The sequence below is a fragment of the Variovorax sp. V118 genome (assembly GCF_041154445.1).
Classification (GTDB): Bacteria; Pseudomonadota; Gammaproteobacteria; order Burkholderiales; family Burkholderiaceae_C; genus Variovorax; species Variovorax boronicumulans.
On sequence record NZ_AP028663.1, the window covers coordinates 6807691 to 6823017 of the forward strand.

The 15327-nt window shown below is 68.8% G+C and carries 15 protein-coding genes; 4 read left to right on the forward strand and 11 right to left on the reverse strand.

Annotated features, from left to right (window positions below; translation table 11 throughout):
• Positions 1-41: 41 nt before the first annotated feature.
• The 10 genes from soxB to ACAM52_RS31850 form a co-directional block, all read right to left on the reverse strand.
• Positions 42-1766 (reverse strand): thiosulfohydrolase SoxB, encoded by a 1725-nt coding sequence (gene soxB / locus ACAM52_RS31805; protein WP_369645514.1) that lies wholly within the window; start codon positions 1764-1766, stop codon positions 42-44.
• A gap of 19 nt (positions 1767-1785) precedes the next feature.
• Positions 1786-2439 carry a sulfur oxidation c-type cytochrome SoxX gene (gene soxX / locus ACAM52_RS31810; protein WP_095747116.1) on the reverse strand — a complete coding sequence of 218 codons (654 nt, stop codon included), beginning with the start codon at positions 2437-2439 and terminating at the stop codon, positions 1786-1788.
• Positions 2440-2451: 12 nt separating this feature from the next.
• Positions 2452-3255, reverse strand: a complete 804-nt coding sequence (soxA, locus tag ACAM52_RS31815) for a sulfur oxidation c-type cytochrome SoxA (protein ID WP_062473848.1) — start codon at positions 3253-3255, stop codon at positions 2452-2454.
• 75 nt (positions 3256-3330) lie between these two features.
• Positions 3331-3642: a thiosulfate oxidation carrier complex protein SoxZ gene (soxZ, locus tag ACAM52_RS31820; protein ID WP_172438442.1), complete on the reverse strand. Its 312-nt coding sequence runs from the start codon at positions 3640-3642 to the stop codon at positions 3331-3333.
• A gap of 46 nt (positions 3643-3688) precedes the next feature.
• Entirely contained in the window at positions 3689-4147 is a 459-nt protein-coding gene (gene soxY / locus ACAM52_RS31825; RefSeq protein ID WP_369645515.1) for a thiosulfate oxidation carrier protein SoxY, read from the reverse strand.
• Between the two features lie 19 nt (positions 4148-4166).
• A complete protein-coding gene (locus ACAM52_RS31830; protein ID WP_369645516.1) occupies positions 4167-5216 on the reverse strand; it encodes a c-type cytochrome in 1050 nt (349 codons plus the stop codon).
• Entirely contained in the window at positions 5200-6564 is a 1365-nt protein-coding gene (gene soxC / locus ACAM52_RS31835; RefSeq protein ID WP_369645517.1) for a sulfite dehydrogenase, read from the reverse strand. The genes ACAM52_RS31830 and soxC overlap by 17 nt, the downstream gene beginning before the upstream one ends.
• A gap of 19 nt (positions 6565-6583) precedes the next feature.
• Complete coding sequence (locus ACAM52_RS31840) at positions 6584-6901, reverse strand: c-type cytochrome (protein WP_062473853.1); 318 nt, start codon at positions 6899-6901, stop codon at positions 6584-6586.
• A 144-nt stretch (positions 6902-7045) separates the two neighbouring features.
• On the reverse strand, positions 7046-7516 hold the full coding sequence (locus ACAM52_RS31845) for a hypothetical protein (RefSeq protein ID WP_369645518.1): 471 nt from the start codon (positions 7514-7516) through the stop codon (positions 7046-7048).
• Positions 7513-8472, reverse strand: coding sequence for an MBL fold metallo-hydrolase (locus ACAM52_RS31850; protein ID WP_369630537.1), 960 nt, complete (start codon positions 8470-8472; stop codon positions 7513-7515). The genes ACAM52_RS31845 and ACAM52_RS31850 overlap by 4 nt, the downstream gene beginning before the upstream one ends.
• A gap of 111 nt (positions 8473-8583) precedes the next feature.
• Here ACAM52_RS31850 and ACAM52_RS31855 point away from each other — a divergent pair, with 111 nt between their 5' ends.
• On the forward strand, positions 8584-8997 hold the full coding sequence (locus ACAM52_RS31855) for a DsrE family protein (RefSeq protein ID WP_070063008.1): 414 nt from the start codon (positions 8584-8586) through the stop codon (positions 8995-8997).
• A gap of 40 nt (positions 8998-9037) precedes the next feature.
• Here the strand turns inward: ACAM52_RS31855 and ACAM52_RS31860 are convergent, their stop codons facing one another.
• Positions 9038-9364 (reverse strand): metalloregulator ArsR/SmtB family transcription factor, encoded by a 327-nt coding sequence (locus tag ACAM52_RS31860; RefSeq protein ID WP_062473861.1) that lies wholly within the window; start codon positions 9362-9364, stop codon positions 9038-9040.
• 287 nt (positions 9365-9651) lie between these two features.
• Here ACAM52_RS31860 and ACAM52_RS31865 point away from each other — a divergent pair, with 287 nt between their 5' ends.
• The 3 genes from ACAM52_RS31865 to ACAM52_RS31875 are packed head-to-tail and all read left to right on the forward strand — an operon-like array spanning position 9652 to position 15320.
• Positions 9652-10758, forward strand: coding sequence for an efflux RND transporter periplasmic adaptor subunit (locus ACAM52_RS31865; RefSeq protein ID WP_369645519.1), 1107 nt, complete (start codon positions 9652-9654; stop codon positions 10756-10758).
• Complete coding sequence (locus tag ACAM52_RS31870) at positions 10755-13865, forward strand: MexW/MexI family multidrug efflux RND transporter permease subunit (RefSeq protein WP_369645520.1); 3111 nt, start codon at positions 10755-10757, stop codon at positions 13863-13865. Before ACAM52_RS31865 ends, ACAM52_RS31870 begins: the two co-directional genes overlap by 4 nt.
• 18 nt (positions 13866-13883) lie before the next feature.
• On the forward strand, positions 13884-15320 hold the full coding sequence (locus ACAM52_RS31875; RefSeq protein WP_369645521.1) for an efflux transporter outer membrane subunit: 1437 nt from the start codon (positions 13884-13886) through the stop codon (positions 15318-15320).
• The last annotated feature ends 7 nt before the right edge of the window (positions 15321-15327 follow it).

The window sequence follows — 15327 nt, forward strand, 5'->3', positions numbered from 1 at the left end:
CCCCGATTCTAGGGAGCGACCCCGCGCGTGCGGGGGCCCATTCAGCCCAGGCCGGGGTTCGGCGCGATGTTCTTCAGCACGGGTTCGTCGAGCCGGCGCGTGGTCACCACCTTGCGCGACTTCAGCCACGGCTCGATGACTTCCCACACCGGCTTGTTGCCGGCGGTGCGCGCCTCTTCGCTCACGGGCGCCCAGCCCGCGACCTTGTAGCTGCGATTGGCGTCGATGGGCTTGCCGCCCAGGCGCATGTCCTGGATGCGCTGACCCATGGCGGCGGTCGGGTCGCAGGTGTATTGCAGCCCGCCCACGCGCACCATGTCGCCGCCCTGCTGGTAGTAGGGGTCGGGGTTGAAGAGGTTGTCGCACACGTCTTCGAGCACGGTCTTGAGCGTCTCGCCGGTCATCTGCGTGACGGTCGCGTACGAGTAGGTGGTGGCCGTCATGTCCATCAGCCATTCGCGCGTGATCGCCTGGCCGGGCAGCAGCGAGGTGCCCCAGCGGAAGCCGGGCGAGAAGGCGATGGGTGCGTCCTGCACTTCCATGAGGGCGTCGAGCAGCAGCTGGTCGCCGGTGCCGTTGAAATTGCCGCGCCGGTACAGCGCGCCGTCGGTGTGCGCGAGGGTTTCGGCCAGCTTGGCCTCGTAGGGCGCGCGCACGCGGGTGATGAGCGCGTCCATCTCCTTGTCGGCCGGAATGAGGTCGGAGAACACGGGCAGCAGGCGGTAGCGGAAGTCGCTCACCTTCTTGCCCTTGACGTCGAAGTCGATCACGCCGAGGAACTTGCCGTTGGAGCCGCCGTTGACCACGATGGTCTTGCCGCCCGCGTTGCTCACGAGCGTGGGCATGGGCGTGCCGTCGTGCGTGTGGCCGCCCAGGATGGCGTCGATGCCGGTGACGCGGCTGGCCATCTTCAGGTCGACGTCCATGCCGTTGTGCGACAGCACCACCACCACCTGCGCGCCCTTGCCGCGCGCCTCGTTCACCACGCGCTGCAGGTTGTCGTCCTGGATGCCGAAGGTCCAGTCGGCCACCATGTAGCGCGGGTTGGCGATGGGCGTGTACGGAAAGGCCTGGCCGATGATGGCGCAGGGCACGCCGTTGATCTCGCGCATCACATAGGGCTTGAACACCGGGTCGCCGAAGTCGGCGGTCTTGACGTTCTGCGCCACGAACTCGACCTTGCCCGCAAAGTCCTTCTCGATGATCTGCTGCACCCGCGCCATGCCGTAGGTGAACTCCCAGTGCCCGGTCATCACGTCGACGCCGAGCAGCTTGCATGCGTCGACCATGTCCTGCGCATCGGTCCACAGCGAGGTGGCCGAGCCCTGCCAGGTGTCGCCGCCATCGAGCAGCAGCGCGCCGGGGCGGCTGGCCTTGAGCTGCTTGACCAGCGTGGCCAGATGCGCGAAGCCGCCGACCTTGCCGTAACGCTGCGCGGCCTTGTCGAAGTCGAGGTAGGTGAGCGCATGCGCCATGCGCGTGCCGGGCTTCACACCGGCGGCCTTCAGCAGGTGCTCGCCCACGAGATGCGGCACCTTGCCGCGCATGTTCCCCACGCCGATGTTGACCCCCGGTTCACGGAAGTACAGCGGCTTGAGCTGCGCGTGGCAGTCGGTCATGTGCAGCATCGACACGTTGCCGAAGGCCGGCACGGTGTACATGCCGTCGAGGCCGGCGGCCATGCTGCTGCCGTGGCGGCCCAGGCCCAGGCCGGCGACTGCGCCGGCACCGAGCATCTGGACGAACTCGCGCTTGGAAAGGTTCATGAAGGAAGAAGCCGGGCGTTCAGCGGTTGACGGGAGACTGGGGGTCGAGCAGCAAGCCCATCACGTCGCGGATCTGCTTCTCGTTGAGGATGCCGGAATGGCCGACGCGCGGCATGTTCGAGCAGGCGTTGTAGGCGCGCGCGTTCCACAGCTTGCCCCAGGTGTATTCGACGATGGGCTTGGACGCGGCGCTGGCCGGGTCGCTCACGCCGCGCAGCTTGCCGTAGTGGTACAGGCTCGGGCCGAGCGTGCCGAAGGAGATTTCTTCCTTCGACATCTGATGGCAGTTGTAGCAATTGCCGCCGTTGGCCGCATTGGCAGCGTCGGTCCAGGTGAGGCCGCGGCCGTTCTGCGCGATCTTCTCGCCCTCGCGCCAGTCGCCGACGAACTTGCCGTCCGAAGGCCAGCGCACGGTCTTCATGTTGGCGGCCTCGATCTCCTTGGTTCGCTGCTCGTCCAGCGGCTTGCCGCTGGCCTCGGCTTCGCTGCACGCGAGGTTGGCCGGGTCTTGCACGAGGCGGTCGACCTTGGCGATGCCCTGGTCGCGGAAGGAGCGCTGCAGCGCGTCGGCGGTGAGCTTGTCGAGCTCGGCGGCGCTGTCGACGGACGCGCAGCCGAACACGGTGAGCGCGCAGGCCACGGCGGCCAGGCCGAAGAAATGATCAGACTTCATGGCGTGGCTCCTTCAGCGCTTGATGGCGGGCGCGGTGGTCTTGCCGCCCTTGCCGTTGACGCCCATGTACACGGCCAGCGCCACGGTCACGTCGCTGGCGTAGCCCGGGTACGGAAAGCGCTGCTGGCGGAAGCAGTCGTTCAGTCGACGCTGCATGCCCCACAGTTCGCCGGACGACACGCGGTACGCCGGCCAGGCGCCGAAGCCTTCACCGGCACCGGGGTTCTTCGTGAGGTTGGGCAGGTCCTGCAGGCGGATGCGCTTGCCGTCGGCGCCGTGGCAGGTGGCGCAGGCAAAGTCGTGCGGGCCGGCGCGCAGGAAGAACAGGCGCTTGCCCACTTCGTAGGCGCGGCGTTCGCTCGCGTGCGACTGCGGCAGGTTCAGCGGCAGGCCTTTCGATTCGGCCGAGATCCACGCCACCAGCCCCTCGAGGTTCTTCTGCTCGCCCTGGCCGAACGGCGTCTTGGCGATGGCGGCGGCGTCGAAGCCCTGCAGCGTTTCCATGCAGGTGAGCAGGCGCGATTCCATGTCCTGCACGCGGCCGGTGTCGGGAAAGTAGCGCGGCAGTTCGGCGAACGCGCCCTTCACCACGCCCGGGCCCTTGCCGAGGTCGCACTTCTCCATCGACGCGGCCTTGGGGCCGCGCTTCTGTTTCCAGAGGTCTTCGCCCTTGGCCTCGAACAGTTCGGCGGGGTTGCCGTCCTGCAGCAGCGCGCGGTACTCGGCGATGCCTTCGGCCGTGGTCTTCTGCGCCGCGGCGGGCAGTGCGATGCTGCCGGCCAGCACCAGCAGGCTCAGGCATGTGGTTGTCCTCATGGGGCCGCCTTTTTTTCTCGTGGGGAACACAACACGCGAGCGATCAATCGATAGCCCGCGTGGTCGAAGAAAGCGTCAGCTGACGGTGGCTTCGTCGGTGCGGGTGTCGCCGCGGTTGTCCTTCCAGGTGACGGCGATCTTGTCGCCGGCCTTCGCGCCCTTCAGCGTGAACTGCATGAAGGGGTTCTTCGACACCGCGGGGCCCCAGTCGGCCGTGAGCACGGTCTTGCCGTTGAGCGAGGCCGTGACCTCCTGGATGAACCAGGCGGGGATCGTCTTGCCGGCGGCGTCCTTGCGCTGGCCGGTTTCCATTTCGTGCGCCATGAGGATGCGCACGGTCGTCTTGTCGCCCGCGGCCTGGGCGCGGATGCGCATGGGATCTGCCATGGTGGTCTCCTTCTTCTCGTCGTGTTCTGTGTGTGAAGCCCGTCGCTCAGCCGCCGCAGCCGCCGAGGGTGACCTTGACTTCCTTCTTGGCGAAGAGCGCCTTGCCGTCGTTCATGACCGCGATCGCGTACACATCGGACGACTGGCCCAGCTTGGCGCGCGTGGTGAAGTTCGACTCGACGAACTCCGAGGTGTTGAAGATCGCGACCACGGCGTTGGGGTTCTTCTCGACCAGCAGCATGAGCTGCTTCACGCCGGGCAAGGTGGTGGCCACGCTGAGCGGCACCACGGCGCCGTTCTCGGCGATGTCGGGTCCGGTGATGGTGACGTCCTTGCTCTCGGTGGGCGCGCCGGTGACGCCGACGGCCTTGAGCGCGTCGGCCACGCTCTTGGCGTCGAAGGCGTCTTTCGAATAGGCGAACGCGGTGGCGGGGAGCCAGCCGGCGGTGGCCGCCAGGCCTGCGAGGGCGGCGGACTGCGTGAGCATCTGTCTGCGGTTTTTCATGGGGTTGTCTCCTGTCGAATCATGGTCCGGCGCTGTCGGCGAGCCAGCGTGCGATGGCCTTGGCATCATCGTCGCCGAGGGTCTGCGGCGGCATCGGGATCGCCCCCCAGACACCGGTGCTGCCCGCCTTGATCTTCTGCAGCAGGTGGTCGGTCTGGCCGGGGTACTTCTTCGCGATGTCCGAGAAGGCGGGGCCGACGAGCTTCTGCGTCATGCCGTGGCAGGCAGTGCAGCTGTTCTTCTCGAGCAGCGCCACGGGCACCTTCGGTGCCGCGGCCGGTGCGCTGGTCTTCACGGCGGCGGCAGCCGGCGCTGCGGTGGCGATGCCGCGCTGTGCGCCCACCAGCCGGTTCTGGTCGGCGAGGTTGCCGTGGCTGCCGCGCGCATGCGCCGGCAGTTGCGCGACGGACGACGCCGCCGGCACGCAGTCGCGCATGCAGGCCACGGCCGACACGTCGGGCTTGGCCGCGCGGCCGAACTCGCTGCCGGGCCACATCGCATGCGCGGTGGTGCCGCCGTTGCGGTTGGGCATGCGGGCCTGCACCTCGCGGATGTTCTTGTCGGACAGCGTGAAGTCGTCGGGCACGATGCCGCCGAGGTTCAGCATGTAGGCGGTGACGGCATACACGTCGTCGGGCGTCAGCGACTTGGGCTGGTTCCACGGCATGGCGCGGTACACGTAGTCCCACACGGTCGACAGGCTCGTGACCTTCATCAGCGTGGTGCGGCCCGGGAAGGCCGGGTCTTTCAGGCGCACGACGTGGCCGCTCTTGATGTCTTCTGCGGTGGTGCCGCCGACGATCGGGCTGAACACCTGGTTCGATTCGCCGAACACGCCGTGGCACGAGGCGCACTTGCCTTCCCACAGGTCCTGCCCGCGCGTGACGGAGCCCGAGCCGGGCGGCAGGCCCTTGAAGTCGGGGCGCACGTCGATGTCCCACGCGGCCACTTCCTTGGGCGTGGCGTCGCGGCCGATGCCGGCGTAGCCTGCCGCCTTGGGCTGTGCCCATGCGGCTGCGCTGCCAGCGAAGACCAGCAACAGCAGCGCGCGCTTAGGAAAGCTGGACATTCGCCACCTCCCCGTTCGCCTGCACCTGCCACGACTGGATGGCGTTGTTGTGATAGATCGAGCGCGTGCCGCGCACCGCGCGCAGCTGCTTGTAGCTGGGCTGCACGTAGCCGGTGTCGTCGATCGCGCGGCTCTGGATGATCGCGGGCGTGCCGTCCCACACCCAGTCGATGTTGAAGCGCGTGAGGCACTTCGAGAGCACGGGCGATTCGAGCCGCGCGGTGCGCCAGTTGCGCCCGCCGTCCACGCTCACGTCCACGCGCTTCACCTTGCCGCGCCCCGACCACGCGAGGCCGGTGATGTTGTAGAAGCCCTTGTCGAGCAGCATCTGCCCGCCCGAGGGCGTGGTCACGACGCTCTTGCATTCCTGGATGCTGGTGTACTGGCGGTGCTGGCCGTCGGGCATGAGGTCGACGTAGTGCACGGTCTCGTCCTTGGCGCCGTAGGGCTGGTCGCCGAGCTCGATGCGGCGCAGGTACTTGACCCAGCTCACGCCCTGCACGCCGGGCACCACGAGCCGCAGCGGATAGCCCTGCTCGGGCCGCAACATCTCGCCGTTCTGGCCGTAGGCCACGAGCACTTCGCCCGAGCGGATGAGGCTCATGGGAATGGTGCGCGTCATCGACGAACCGTCGGCGCCTTCGGCGAGCACGAAGCGCTCGCCCTTCAGATCGGCGCCCGCCATCTCGAGCAGCGTGATCAGCGGCACGCCGGTGAACTCGCTGCACGACAGCATGCCGTGCGTGTACTGGGCCGTGGGCACGGCGACGTTGCCCCACTCCATGCCGGTGTTGGCGCCGCACTCGATGAAGTGAAAGCGCGACACCGAGGGCAGGCGCATCAGCTCGTCGAGCGTGAAGACCTTCGGCGTCTTCACCATGCCGTTGACCATCAGGCGGTGCTTGGACGGATCGATGTCCCACCAGCCCTGGTGGTGCCGCTCGAAGTGCAGGCCGCTGGGCGTGACGATGCCGAACAGCGACTGCAGCGGCGCGAACGACACCGAGGCCTGCGCGGTCGGCGTGAGCCCCGGGCTCTGGCGGCGCTGCACGTTGGCTTCGTATTTGGAAGGCTTGCCGTAGCCGTCGGTGACCACCGGCTGGCCGAGGCCCGTGCTGTGCGCGGGCAGATTCAATATGGCGGGGTCGCCGTCGCCCACAACGGTGCGCGATTGCGCGAACGCGGACGACGTCGCTGCGGTGCCTGCAACGGCGGCCGCGAAGGCGTTGCGGATGAAGTCGCGCCGCCCCTTGCCGGCTTCGGCGAAGACGGCGCGCACGCCCTGTGCGTCGAGAAAGTTCTCGGGTGCCTTGCGCACCTGCCCGGTCTGCTGGATGCTGCCGCTCATCGCGTCGCGTCCGTGGGCCTTACTTGGCGCCGCCCAACACCCAGGCGGCCAGCGCCTTGGCATCGGCCTCGCTCATCGCGGGCTGCGCGGGCATGGGCACGGCGCCCCACTTGCCGGTGCTGCCCTTCTGGATGCTCGCGGTGAGCGCGGCGAGCGCGTCGGCCTGGCCGGTGTACTTCTTCGCGACGTCGAGGTAGGCCGGGCCGACCAGCTTCTTGTCGACCGCGTGGCAGGCGAGGCAGGCGTTCTTCTGGGCCAGCTCCTTGTTGGCAAGGGCCGGTGTCGACAGCAGCAAGGCGGTGACAGCGACGGCAAGCGACGGCAGCAGCAACTTCAATTCGGTCTCCTCGAAACGCGCCCCGAAGCGGCCGGTTTCATCGTTAAATAAGTAAATCGTTATGTATTGATTTTAGGGACGATCGTGAACAAGGGAAGGGCTTTGCCCTTGGGGGAAACCCGTTCGGTTTCGCCATGCATAACGTCAGCTGCGGACGGCGGTGCGCGCTTGCTGCAGGCGTGCTTCGAGGTAGGCGCCGTAGAAGTCCGAGTCGCCGCCGGTCAGGCGCTCGGCGACCTCGCGGCCGTTGCGGCCGAAGAAGAGCACGGTCGGCGCGACGCTGACGTGCCACGCCTTGATGAGCGCGTCGTGCGTGCGCGTGGTGCCGTCGAAGTCGCGCGCCATGCGTTGATCACGAAAGTCGATCTGCACCACGGGCAGGCCCGCGGCGAGTTCGGGCATGAGGTAGTGCTCGCGCGCGATCTTGCAGAAGGGGCAGCCCTGCAGGCTGGCCATGACGACCAGCGGTTGCGCGCGGGCCAGCGCCGCGGCGAGCGCGCCGGCCAGCGAGGCAGGCGCGGGCAACTGCACGTCGGCCGCATGGACCGCCATCGGCGCCACGCACCACGCGGCCAGGCCCGCGACGAGCTGCCGGCGCGTGCGGTCGCCGCTCATCGCGCCTCCTGCTCCAGCAGCAGGTAGGTGTTGTAGGCGTTCATGCGGTTGGCCACCTTGAACAGCGGCCAGGCCTCGAAGCGCGACCAGTCGGTGGCGGCGTAGGCCTCGTCGAAGGGCGTCATCTCGGTGGCGGCCTTCTGCATCGCGCCGCGCAGGAAGACGAGGTAGTCGCGCGTCTGCCGCAGGTCTTGCGCGGGGTCGTCCGACGCGGGGCCGTGGCCCGGCACGATGGTGCGTGCGTCGAGCGCGAGCAGCGCGTCGAGCGACGCGATCCAGTGCCGGCTGTCGGCCGAGCCCACGTAGGGCGTGCGGTTGCGGAACACGATGTCGCCGGTGAACAGCACCTTCTGCTGCGGCAGGAAGATGGCCAGGTCTTCGGGCGTGTGCGCGGGGCCGGCGGGCTGGATCACGAAGCGCGTGCCGCCGATGGTGAGCTCGGTGCGCCCGTCGATCCACACATCGGCCGGCACCAGCCGCGTGCGCTCGTCGATCCACGGCGCGAGCTCCTGGCGCGAGGCCTCGAGCCGCAGCCGCGCGGTGTCGGACGTGAGGTAGCTCTTGCCCCGCGCGTGCGCCACGATCTGCGCGCCCAGCGCCTTGAACACCTGCAGGCCGTAGATGTGGTCGGCGTGGTAGTGCGTGAGGATGACGTGGCTGATCGGCTTGGGCGTGAGCTTGCGGATCTCTTCCACCATGCGCTCGGCAACGGCGGGCGAGCCGAGCGCGTCGATCATCACGACGCTGTCGCGCGTGACGACGAAGCCGGCGTTGGAGATGAAGTTCTGGTTCTCCTTCGAGCCCAGCGCGGGGATGCCCTGCACGTAGTAGATGTCGGGCGCCACCGGCAGCGGGCGGATCTCGGGCGCGGCGAACGCGGCACTGGCGCTCAGCCAGAGCGCAGCGCACATCAACAGCGCCTTCGCGCGAACGGCGGTGGGCCGGCACGGGAACATCGTGGGTCGTCTCCTGCGGGCTGGGCGGCGAGGGCCGCGGGCTTGCCCGGCTGTAAATATAAGCAGAAGATGATATTTTGCGGGCAACGACAACAGCCAGAGGGTTTCCCCATGAGACACGCATTCATCGCTTTCCTGCTCGCCATGGTCGCCACGTTCGCGGGCGCGCAGGAGACCAAGGTGGTCTACCACGTCAACACCGGCGTGGAGAGCAGCGCCGCCATCCTGGCGAACATCACGAACCACCTGAACGCGGACCCGAAGGCGAAGATCGTCGTCGTCACGCACGGCCCCGGCATCGACTTCCTGCTGAGCGACGCCAAGGACAGCCGGGGCCGCGAGTTCAGCGGCCCGGTGAGCGCGCTGGCCGGACGCGGCGTGGAGTTCAAGGTGTGCAACAACACGCTGACCACGCGCAACATCGACGCGGGCAAGCTGCTGATGGAAACTAAGGTGGTGCCCTCGGGCGTGGCCGAGGTGGCGCGGCTGCAGGCGAAGGAAGGCTACGTCTACCTGAAGCCCTGAGGCGCGAAAGCCGGCTGACGCCGGCCTTCTTCTTCTCTTCTTATTCCTGTTCGATGGCGATCTGCACGCAGATGCTGCGGCACAGCGCCACCACGGTCTCGTTCGCGATGCTGTAGTAGATGCTCACGCCATCGCGGCGTCGGGCGAGCACGCCCGCCTGGTAGAGCGTGTTCAGGTGCTGCGACATGTTGGGCTGCGTGGTGTCGATCTGCGCGAGCAGCTCGCTCACGTTCTTCTCGCCGTTGCACAGCAGGCTCACGATCTTCAGCCGCATGGGCGCGGCCATGGCCCGGAACAGGTCGGCGGCCATGTCGAAGACCTCGTCCTCGGTGACAGCCGCGGACTTCTTACGGGGTTTGGTGGCCATGCTGAATAGGTTCATGCGCAGGTCGCAATGTACATCGGCGCCTGGCGCAGCGAGCGATGTCCCGGCGGCCGTATGGCGATTGCACGCCGGCGCCGCGTCACAAAAGCGACGCGCTGCCCGTCTTCGGGGTGCGGGGATGTCCCCGCGCAACCACCCGGAGCACCCACCATGCACGCCACGCCAAAGATAGCCCTGCCCTATCGGGGCCATTGCCACGTCTTTCTCGACAGCATTCGGACGCGATCTAATAATCAAAGCACTTTCTTTGATAAAAAAGCAGGTTGCGTATGAACAAACAATCCAGGACCTGGCTCGGCGCCGGTCTCACGGTCGCGGTGCTGGGCGCGGCGGGCTACGGGCTCGTGGCGAAGTTCCAGCCGGCCCATGCACAGGGCGGCGCCATGCCGCCGGCCAAGGTGGCGGTGGCCCCCGCGCGGCAGACCGAGATGGCGCGCTTTCTCGGCGGCATCGGCACGCTGGAGGCCAACCGGCAGGTCGAGGTGCCGGCCGAGGTGGAGGGCCGGGTCGCGAAGATCCTGTTCACGCCGGGCGCGCAGGTGCGTGCCGGCCAGCTGCTGGTGCAGCTGAACGACGCGCCCGAACAGGGCGACCTCGAACGGCTGCGCGCCCAGCAGGCCAATGCCAGGGCCCTGCTCGAACGCACGCGGCGCCTGCTGCCGCAGCAGGCCGCCACGCAGGAGCAGATGGAACAGGCGCAAGCCGCCTTCGACCAGGCCAGCGGCGAGCTGCGCCGCGTGCAGGCGCTCATCGAGCAAAAGCACATCAAGGCGCCGTTCGACGGCGTGCTGGGCATCCGCAAGGTCAACCTCGGCCAGTTCGTGCGCGCCGGCGATGCGCTGGTGTCGCTCACCGATGCGCGCACGCTGTTCGCCAACCTCACGCTGCCCGAGAACGCGCTGCCGGCGCTCAGGCGCAACCAGGCGGTGGCGCTCGCGGTCGATGCCTACCCGGGCCGCGTGTTCCCCGCGAAGCTCAGCGCCATCGAGCCCATGATCGGCAGCGACACGCGCACCGTGCGGCTGCAGGCCACGGTCGACAACGCCGACGGCGCGCTCACGCCCGGCATGTACGTCAACGCCAAGGTGGCGCTGCCCGCGCGCGCCGACGCCATCGCGGTGCCTGAAACCGCCATCACCTACAGCACGCACGGCGACTCGGTGTTCGTGGTGCGCGCCGGCGACAAGGGCGACGGCTTCTCGGTGCAGCAGGTGTTCGTGAAGACCGGCGAGCGGCAAGACGGCCTGGTCGTGGTCGAGCAGGGCCTGAAGGCCGGCGAGCAGGTCGTCACCTCGGGCCAGCTGCGTCTGTACAACGGCGCCGCCGTGGCCCCGGCCGCGAAGGACACGCTGGCCCTGCAGGACGCGAAGTCATGAAGTTCACCGACCTCTTCGTGCGCCGGCCCGTGCTGGCGCTGGTGGTGAGCACGCTCATCCTTTTGCTCGGCGCGCGCGCGCTGGTCGACCTGCCGGTGCGCCAGTACCCGCTCACCGAAAGCACCACGCTCACCATCACCACGCAGTACCCCGGCGCCTCGCCGGAGCTGATGCAGGGCTTTGTCACGCAGCCGATCGCGCAGGCGGTGGCGACCATCGAGAACGTCGACTACCTTTCGTCGTCCTCCACGCTGGGCCGCAGCGTGATCAGCGTGCGCATGAAGCTCAACGCCGACGCCAACCAGGCGCTCACGCAGGCGATGGCGCAGGTCAGCCAGGTGAAGTACCGGCTGCCGGCCGAGGCCTTCGACCCGGTGATCCTCAAGTCGTCGGGCGAGGCCACGGCCGTCGCGTACGTGGGCTTCTCGAGCAAGACGATGCCCGTGCCGCAGCTCACCGACTACCTCTCGCGCGTGGTGCAGCCGCAGTTCGCGTCGATCGAGGGCGTCTCGGGCGTCGAGGTGTCGGGCGGGCAGACGCTGGCGATGCGCGTGTGGCTGGACGCCAACCGCATGGCCGCGCGCGGCATCTCGGCCGGCGAGCTGGCCGACGCGCTGCGCCAGAACAACGTGCAGGCCGCCCCCGGGCAGGTGAAGGGCCTGTACGTGGTGTCGAACATCCGCGTGAACACCGACCTGGTGAACGTGGCCGAGTTCCGCGACATGGTCATCAAGCGCCAGACCGACGGTGGAAGCGACGCCATCGTGCGCCTGGGCGACGTGGCCACGGTGGAGCTCGGCGCGGCGAGCGCCGACAGCAGCGCGACGATGGACGGCGACAAGGCCATCTACCTGGGCCTGCAAGCGGCGCCCAACGGAAACCCGCTGGTGATCGTGAAGCGCATCCGCGACCTGCTGCCCGGCATCAAGCAGAACCTGCCGCCGGGCGTGGAGGTGCAGCTGCCTTTCGAGCTCGCGCGCTTCATCGAGGCCTCGATCGACGAGGTGCAGAAGACGCTGCTCGAAGCGATCGCCATCGTGGTGCTGGTGATCTTCCTGTGCCTGGGCTCGCTGCGCGCGGTGCTCATCCCGGTGGTGACGATTCCGCTGTCGATGCTGGGCGCGGCGGCGCTGATGCTGCTGTTCGGCTTCAGCATCAACCTGCTCACGCTGCTGGCGATGGTGCTGGCCATCGGGCTGGTGGTGGACGACGCCATCGTGGTGGTCGAGAACGTGCACCGCCACATCGAGGAAGGCAAGTCGCGCGTGCAGGCCGCACTGATCGGCGCACGCGAAGTGGCCGGCCCGGTGATCGCGATGACGCTCACGCTGGCCGCGGTGTACGCACCCATCGGCCTCATGGGCGGGCTCACGGGGTCGCTGTTCAAGGAGTTCGCCTTCACGCTGGCCGGCGCGGTGGTGGTGTCGGGCGTGATCGCGCTCACGCTGTCGCCGGTGATGAGCTCGTTCCTGCTGCCGCAGGACGCCACGGCGGGCCGCATGGCGCGCTATGCCGAGGCCTTCTTCCACAAGCTCGCCACGGCCTACGGGCGGCTGCTCGACGTGTCGCTGCACCACCGCTGGGTCACGGGCCTGCTGGCGGCGGCCGTGCTCGTGAGTCTGCCTTTTCTGTACAACGCGGCGCAGCGCGAGCTGGCGCCGGGCGAAGACCAGGCGATGGTGATGACCGTCATCAAGTCGCCGCAGCACGCCAACATCGACTACGTCGAAAAGTTCGGCCAGAAGTGGGACGAGGTGCTGGCCAAGCTGCCCGAGAACACCGGCCGCTGGCTCATCAACGGCTCGGACGGCGTCTCCAACAGCATCGGCGGCGTGCAGCTGTCCGACTGGAACGCTCGCCAGCGCAACGCCGACCAGATCCAGGGCGACGTGCAGGGCGGCATGAACGAGGTCGAGGGCAGCAGCGTGTTCGCCTTTCAGCTGCCGTCGCTTCCCGGTTCGACCGGTGGGCTTCCGGTGCAGATGGTGATCCGCAGCGCGGGCGACCACCGCAGCGTGTTCGAGGCGATGGAAACGCTGAAGAAGGCGGCGCGCGAGAGCGGCAAGTTCGCCGTGGTCGACAGCGACCTGGAGTTCAACAACCCCGTGACCGAGGTGCGCGTGGACCGCGCCAAGGCCAACAGCATGGGCGTGACCATGAAGGCCATCGGCGACACGCTGGCCGTGCTGGTGGGCGAGAACTACGTCAACCGCTTCGGCATGGACGGGCGCTCGTACGACGTGATCCCGCAGTCGCCGCGCGACCAGCGGCTCACGGCCGAGGCCCTGTCGCGCTACTTCGTGAAGAGCGCGAGCGGCCAGCCCGTGCCGCTGGCCAACCTGGTGCAGCTGTCGACCAGCGTGGGGCCCAACAAGCTCACGCAGTTCAACCAGCTCAACGCCGCGACCTTCCAGGCCATTCCGATGCCGGGCGTGACCATGGGCGACGCCGTGGCGTTCCTCAGCGAAGAGGCCAAGAAGCTGCCGGCCGGCTTCAGCTACGACTGGCAATCGGACGCGCGCCAGTTCACGCAGGAAGGCTCGGCGCTGGTGATGGCCTTCGTGTTCGCGATCGTGGTGATCTACCTGGTGCTGGCCGCGCAGTACGAGAGCCTGCGCGACCCGCTGATCATCCTGGTCAGCGTGCCGATGTCGATCTGCGGCGCGCTGGTGCCGCTGGCGCTGGGCTTTGCCGCCATCAACATCTACACGCAGATCGGGCTGGTGACGCTCATCGGGCTCATCAGCAAGCACGGCATCCTGATGGTGGAGTTCGCCAACGAGATCCAGGAGCGCCTGAACCTGGAGCGCCGCGCCGCCATCGAGCAGGCTGCACGCATCCGGCTGCGCCCGATCCTGATGACCACGGCCGCGATGGTGGTGGGCCTGGTGCCGCTGCTGTTCGCCAGCGGCGCGGGCGCCAACAGCCGCTTCAGCATCGGCCTGGTGATCGTGGTCGGCATGCTGGTGGGCACGCTGTTCACGCTGTTCGTGCTGCCCACCATGTACACGCTGCTGGCGCGCGACCACCGCACGGTGGGCCGCTCGCAGCGCGCCGCCGAACTCGAGGCGCTCGTGGCGCGCGAGCCTGCCGGCGACACCGTCTGAGACACCGGGAGCATGACCATGACGACAAGAAGACCCTTCTCCTACGCCGCACCGTTCGCCCTCAGCCTGCTGGTGCTGGCCGGCTGTGCGGTCGGGCCGAAGTACGCCGCGCCGAACGACGCGCCGGTAGCCATCGCCGCCCCCGAGCGCGCGCTGTTCGCGCCCGACGCGGTGCAGCGCGACTGGTGGCGCCAGCTCGACGACCCGCAGCTCGACGCGCTCATCGAGCGCGCACTGGCCGGCAACCACGACATCCGCATCGCCCACGCGCGGCTGCTGGAAGCGCGTGCGATGCAGACCGAAGCCGAGCTCGACCGCCTGCCCGTGGTGACGCTGGGCGCCAGCAAGACGCGCAGCATCGCGCAGGGTAACGGCGTGCCGGCCGATGCGCGCACGCTGGCCCAGAGCAGCCGCGCCGGCTTCGACGCCGGCTGGGAGATCGACCTGTTCGGCCGGCTGCAGCGCCTGGACGAAGCCGCCACCGCGCGCGCCCAGGCCAGCGCGGCCGACCTCGCGCAGGTGCGCATCGTGGCCGTGGCCGAACTGGCGCGCAACTACTACGAGATGCGTGGCGCCGAGCAGCGCCTGGCCGTGACGCAGCGCACCCTCGACAGCCTGCGCCAGAGCCTGCGCGTGACCGAGGCGCAGGTGCGCACCGGGCGCGGCCTCGAAGGCGACCTGGCGAGCGCGCAGGCCAACCTGGCCAGCACCGAAAGCCAGCTGCCCGCGCTCGAGACCACGCGCCGCCAGGCCGCGCACCGCGTCGCCGTGCTGGCGGGCCTGCGCCCGGCCGAGCTGACACCGATGCTGCAGCCGCACCCGCTGCGCGTGCTCGACAAGCGCCTGCCCATCGGCGACCTGGGCGAGTTGCTGCGCCGCCGGCCCGACGTGCTGCGCGCCGAACGCGGCCTGGCCGCCAGCACGGCCGACGTGGGCGCGGCCACGGCCGAGCTGTACCCGCGCGTCGACATCGGCGGCTTCCTGGGCTTCATCGCACTGCGCGGTGCCGACCTGGGCAGTTCGTCGAGCCGCGCCTTCAGCGTCACGCCCGGCGTGAGCTGGCCTGCGCTGCGGCTGGGCTCGGTCAAGGCCCGCCTGCGCGGCGCCGAAGCGCGTGCCGAGGGCGAGCGCGCCGTCTACGAACAGACCGTGCTGCGCGCCATCGAGGACGTCGAAAGCGCCCTCACCGGCTACGGCCAGAACCAGCTGCGCCTGCAGCGGCTGCTGGAGGCCTCGGCCCGCAGCGGCCGCGCCGCCGAGCTGGCCGAAGTGCGCTACCGCGAAGGCGCCGCGCCCTACCTGAGCGTGCTCGACGCGCAGCGCACCCTGCTGCGCGCGCAGGATGCCGTGGCCGAGGCCGAAACGGCCTCGTTCACCAGCCTCGTCGCGCTTTACAAAGCACTGGGCGGAGGCTGGCAAGCGCCCACGGATGCGAAGGGAGGGCCAACCACCTGACAATGAC

Excerpts from the sequence above, each read along its gene's own strand:
- soxB (WP_369645514.1), bottom strand. The coding sequence starts at position 1,766 with ATGAACCTTTCCAAGCGCGAGTTCGTCCAGATGCTCGGTGCCGGCGCA.
- soxX (WP_095747116.1), bottom strand. The coding sequence starts at position 2,439 with ATGAAGTCTGATCATTTCTTCGGCCTGGCCGCCGTGGCCTGCGCGCTC.
- soxA (WP_062473848.1), bottom strand. The coding sequence starts at position 3,255 with ATGAGGACAACCACATGCCTGAGCCTGCTGGTGCTGGCCGGCAGCATC.
- soxZ (WP_172438442.1), bottom strand. The coding sequence starts at position 3,642 with ATGGCAGATCCCATGCGCATCCGCGCCCAGGCCGCGGGCGACAAGACG.
- soxY (WP_369645515.1), bottom strand. The coding sequence starts at position 4,147 with ATGAAAAACCGCAGACAGATGCTCACGCAGTCCGCCGCCCTCGCAGGC.
- ACAM52_RS31830 (WP_369645516.1), bottom strand. The coding sequence starts at position 5,216 with ATGTCCAGCTTTCCTAAGCGCGCGCTGCTGTTGCTGGTCTTCGCTGGC.
- soxC (WP_369645517.1), bottom strand. The coding sequence starts at position 6,564 with ATGAGCGGCAGCATCCAGCAGACCGGGCAGGTGCGCAAGGCACCCGAG.
- ACAM52_RS31845 (WP_369645518.1), bottom strand. The coding sequence starts at position 7,516 with ATGAGCGGCGACCGCACGCGCCGGCAGCTCGTCGCGGGCCTGGCCGCG.
- ACAM52_RS31850 (WP_369630537.1), bottom strand. The coding sequence starts at position 8,472 with ATGTTCCCGTGCCGGCCCACCGCCGTTCGCGCGAAGGCGCTGTTGATG.
- ACAM52_RS31855 (WP_070063008.1), top strand. The coding sequence starts at position 8,584 with ATGAGACACGCATTCATCGCTTTCCTGCTCGCCATGGTCGCCACGTTC.
- ACAM52_RS31860 (WP_062473861.1), bottom strand. The coding sequence starts at position 9,364 with ATGGCCACCAAACCCCGTAAGAAGTCCGCGGCTGTCACCGAGGACGAG.
- ACAM52_RS31865 (WP_369645519.1), top strand. The coding sequence starts at position 9,652 with ATGAACAAACAATCCAGGACCTGGCTCGGCGCCGGTCTCACGGTCGCG.
- ACAM52_RS31870 (WP_369645520.1), top strand. The coding sequence starts at position 10,755 with ATGAAGTTCACCGACCTCTTCGTGCGCCGGCCCGTGCTGGCGCTGGTG.
- ACAM52_RS31875 (WP_369645521.1), top strand. The coding sequence starts at position 13,884 with ATGACGACAAGAAGACCCTTCTCCTACGCCGCACCGTTCGCCCTCAGC.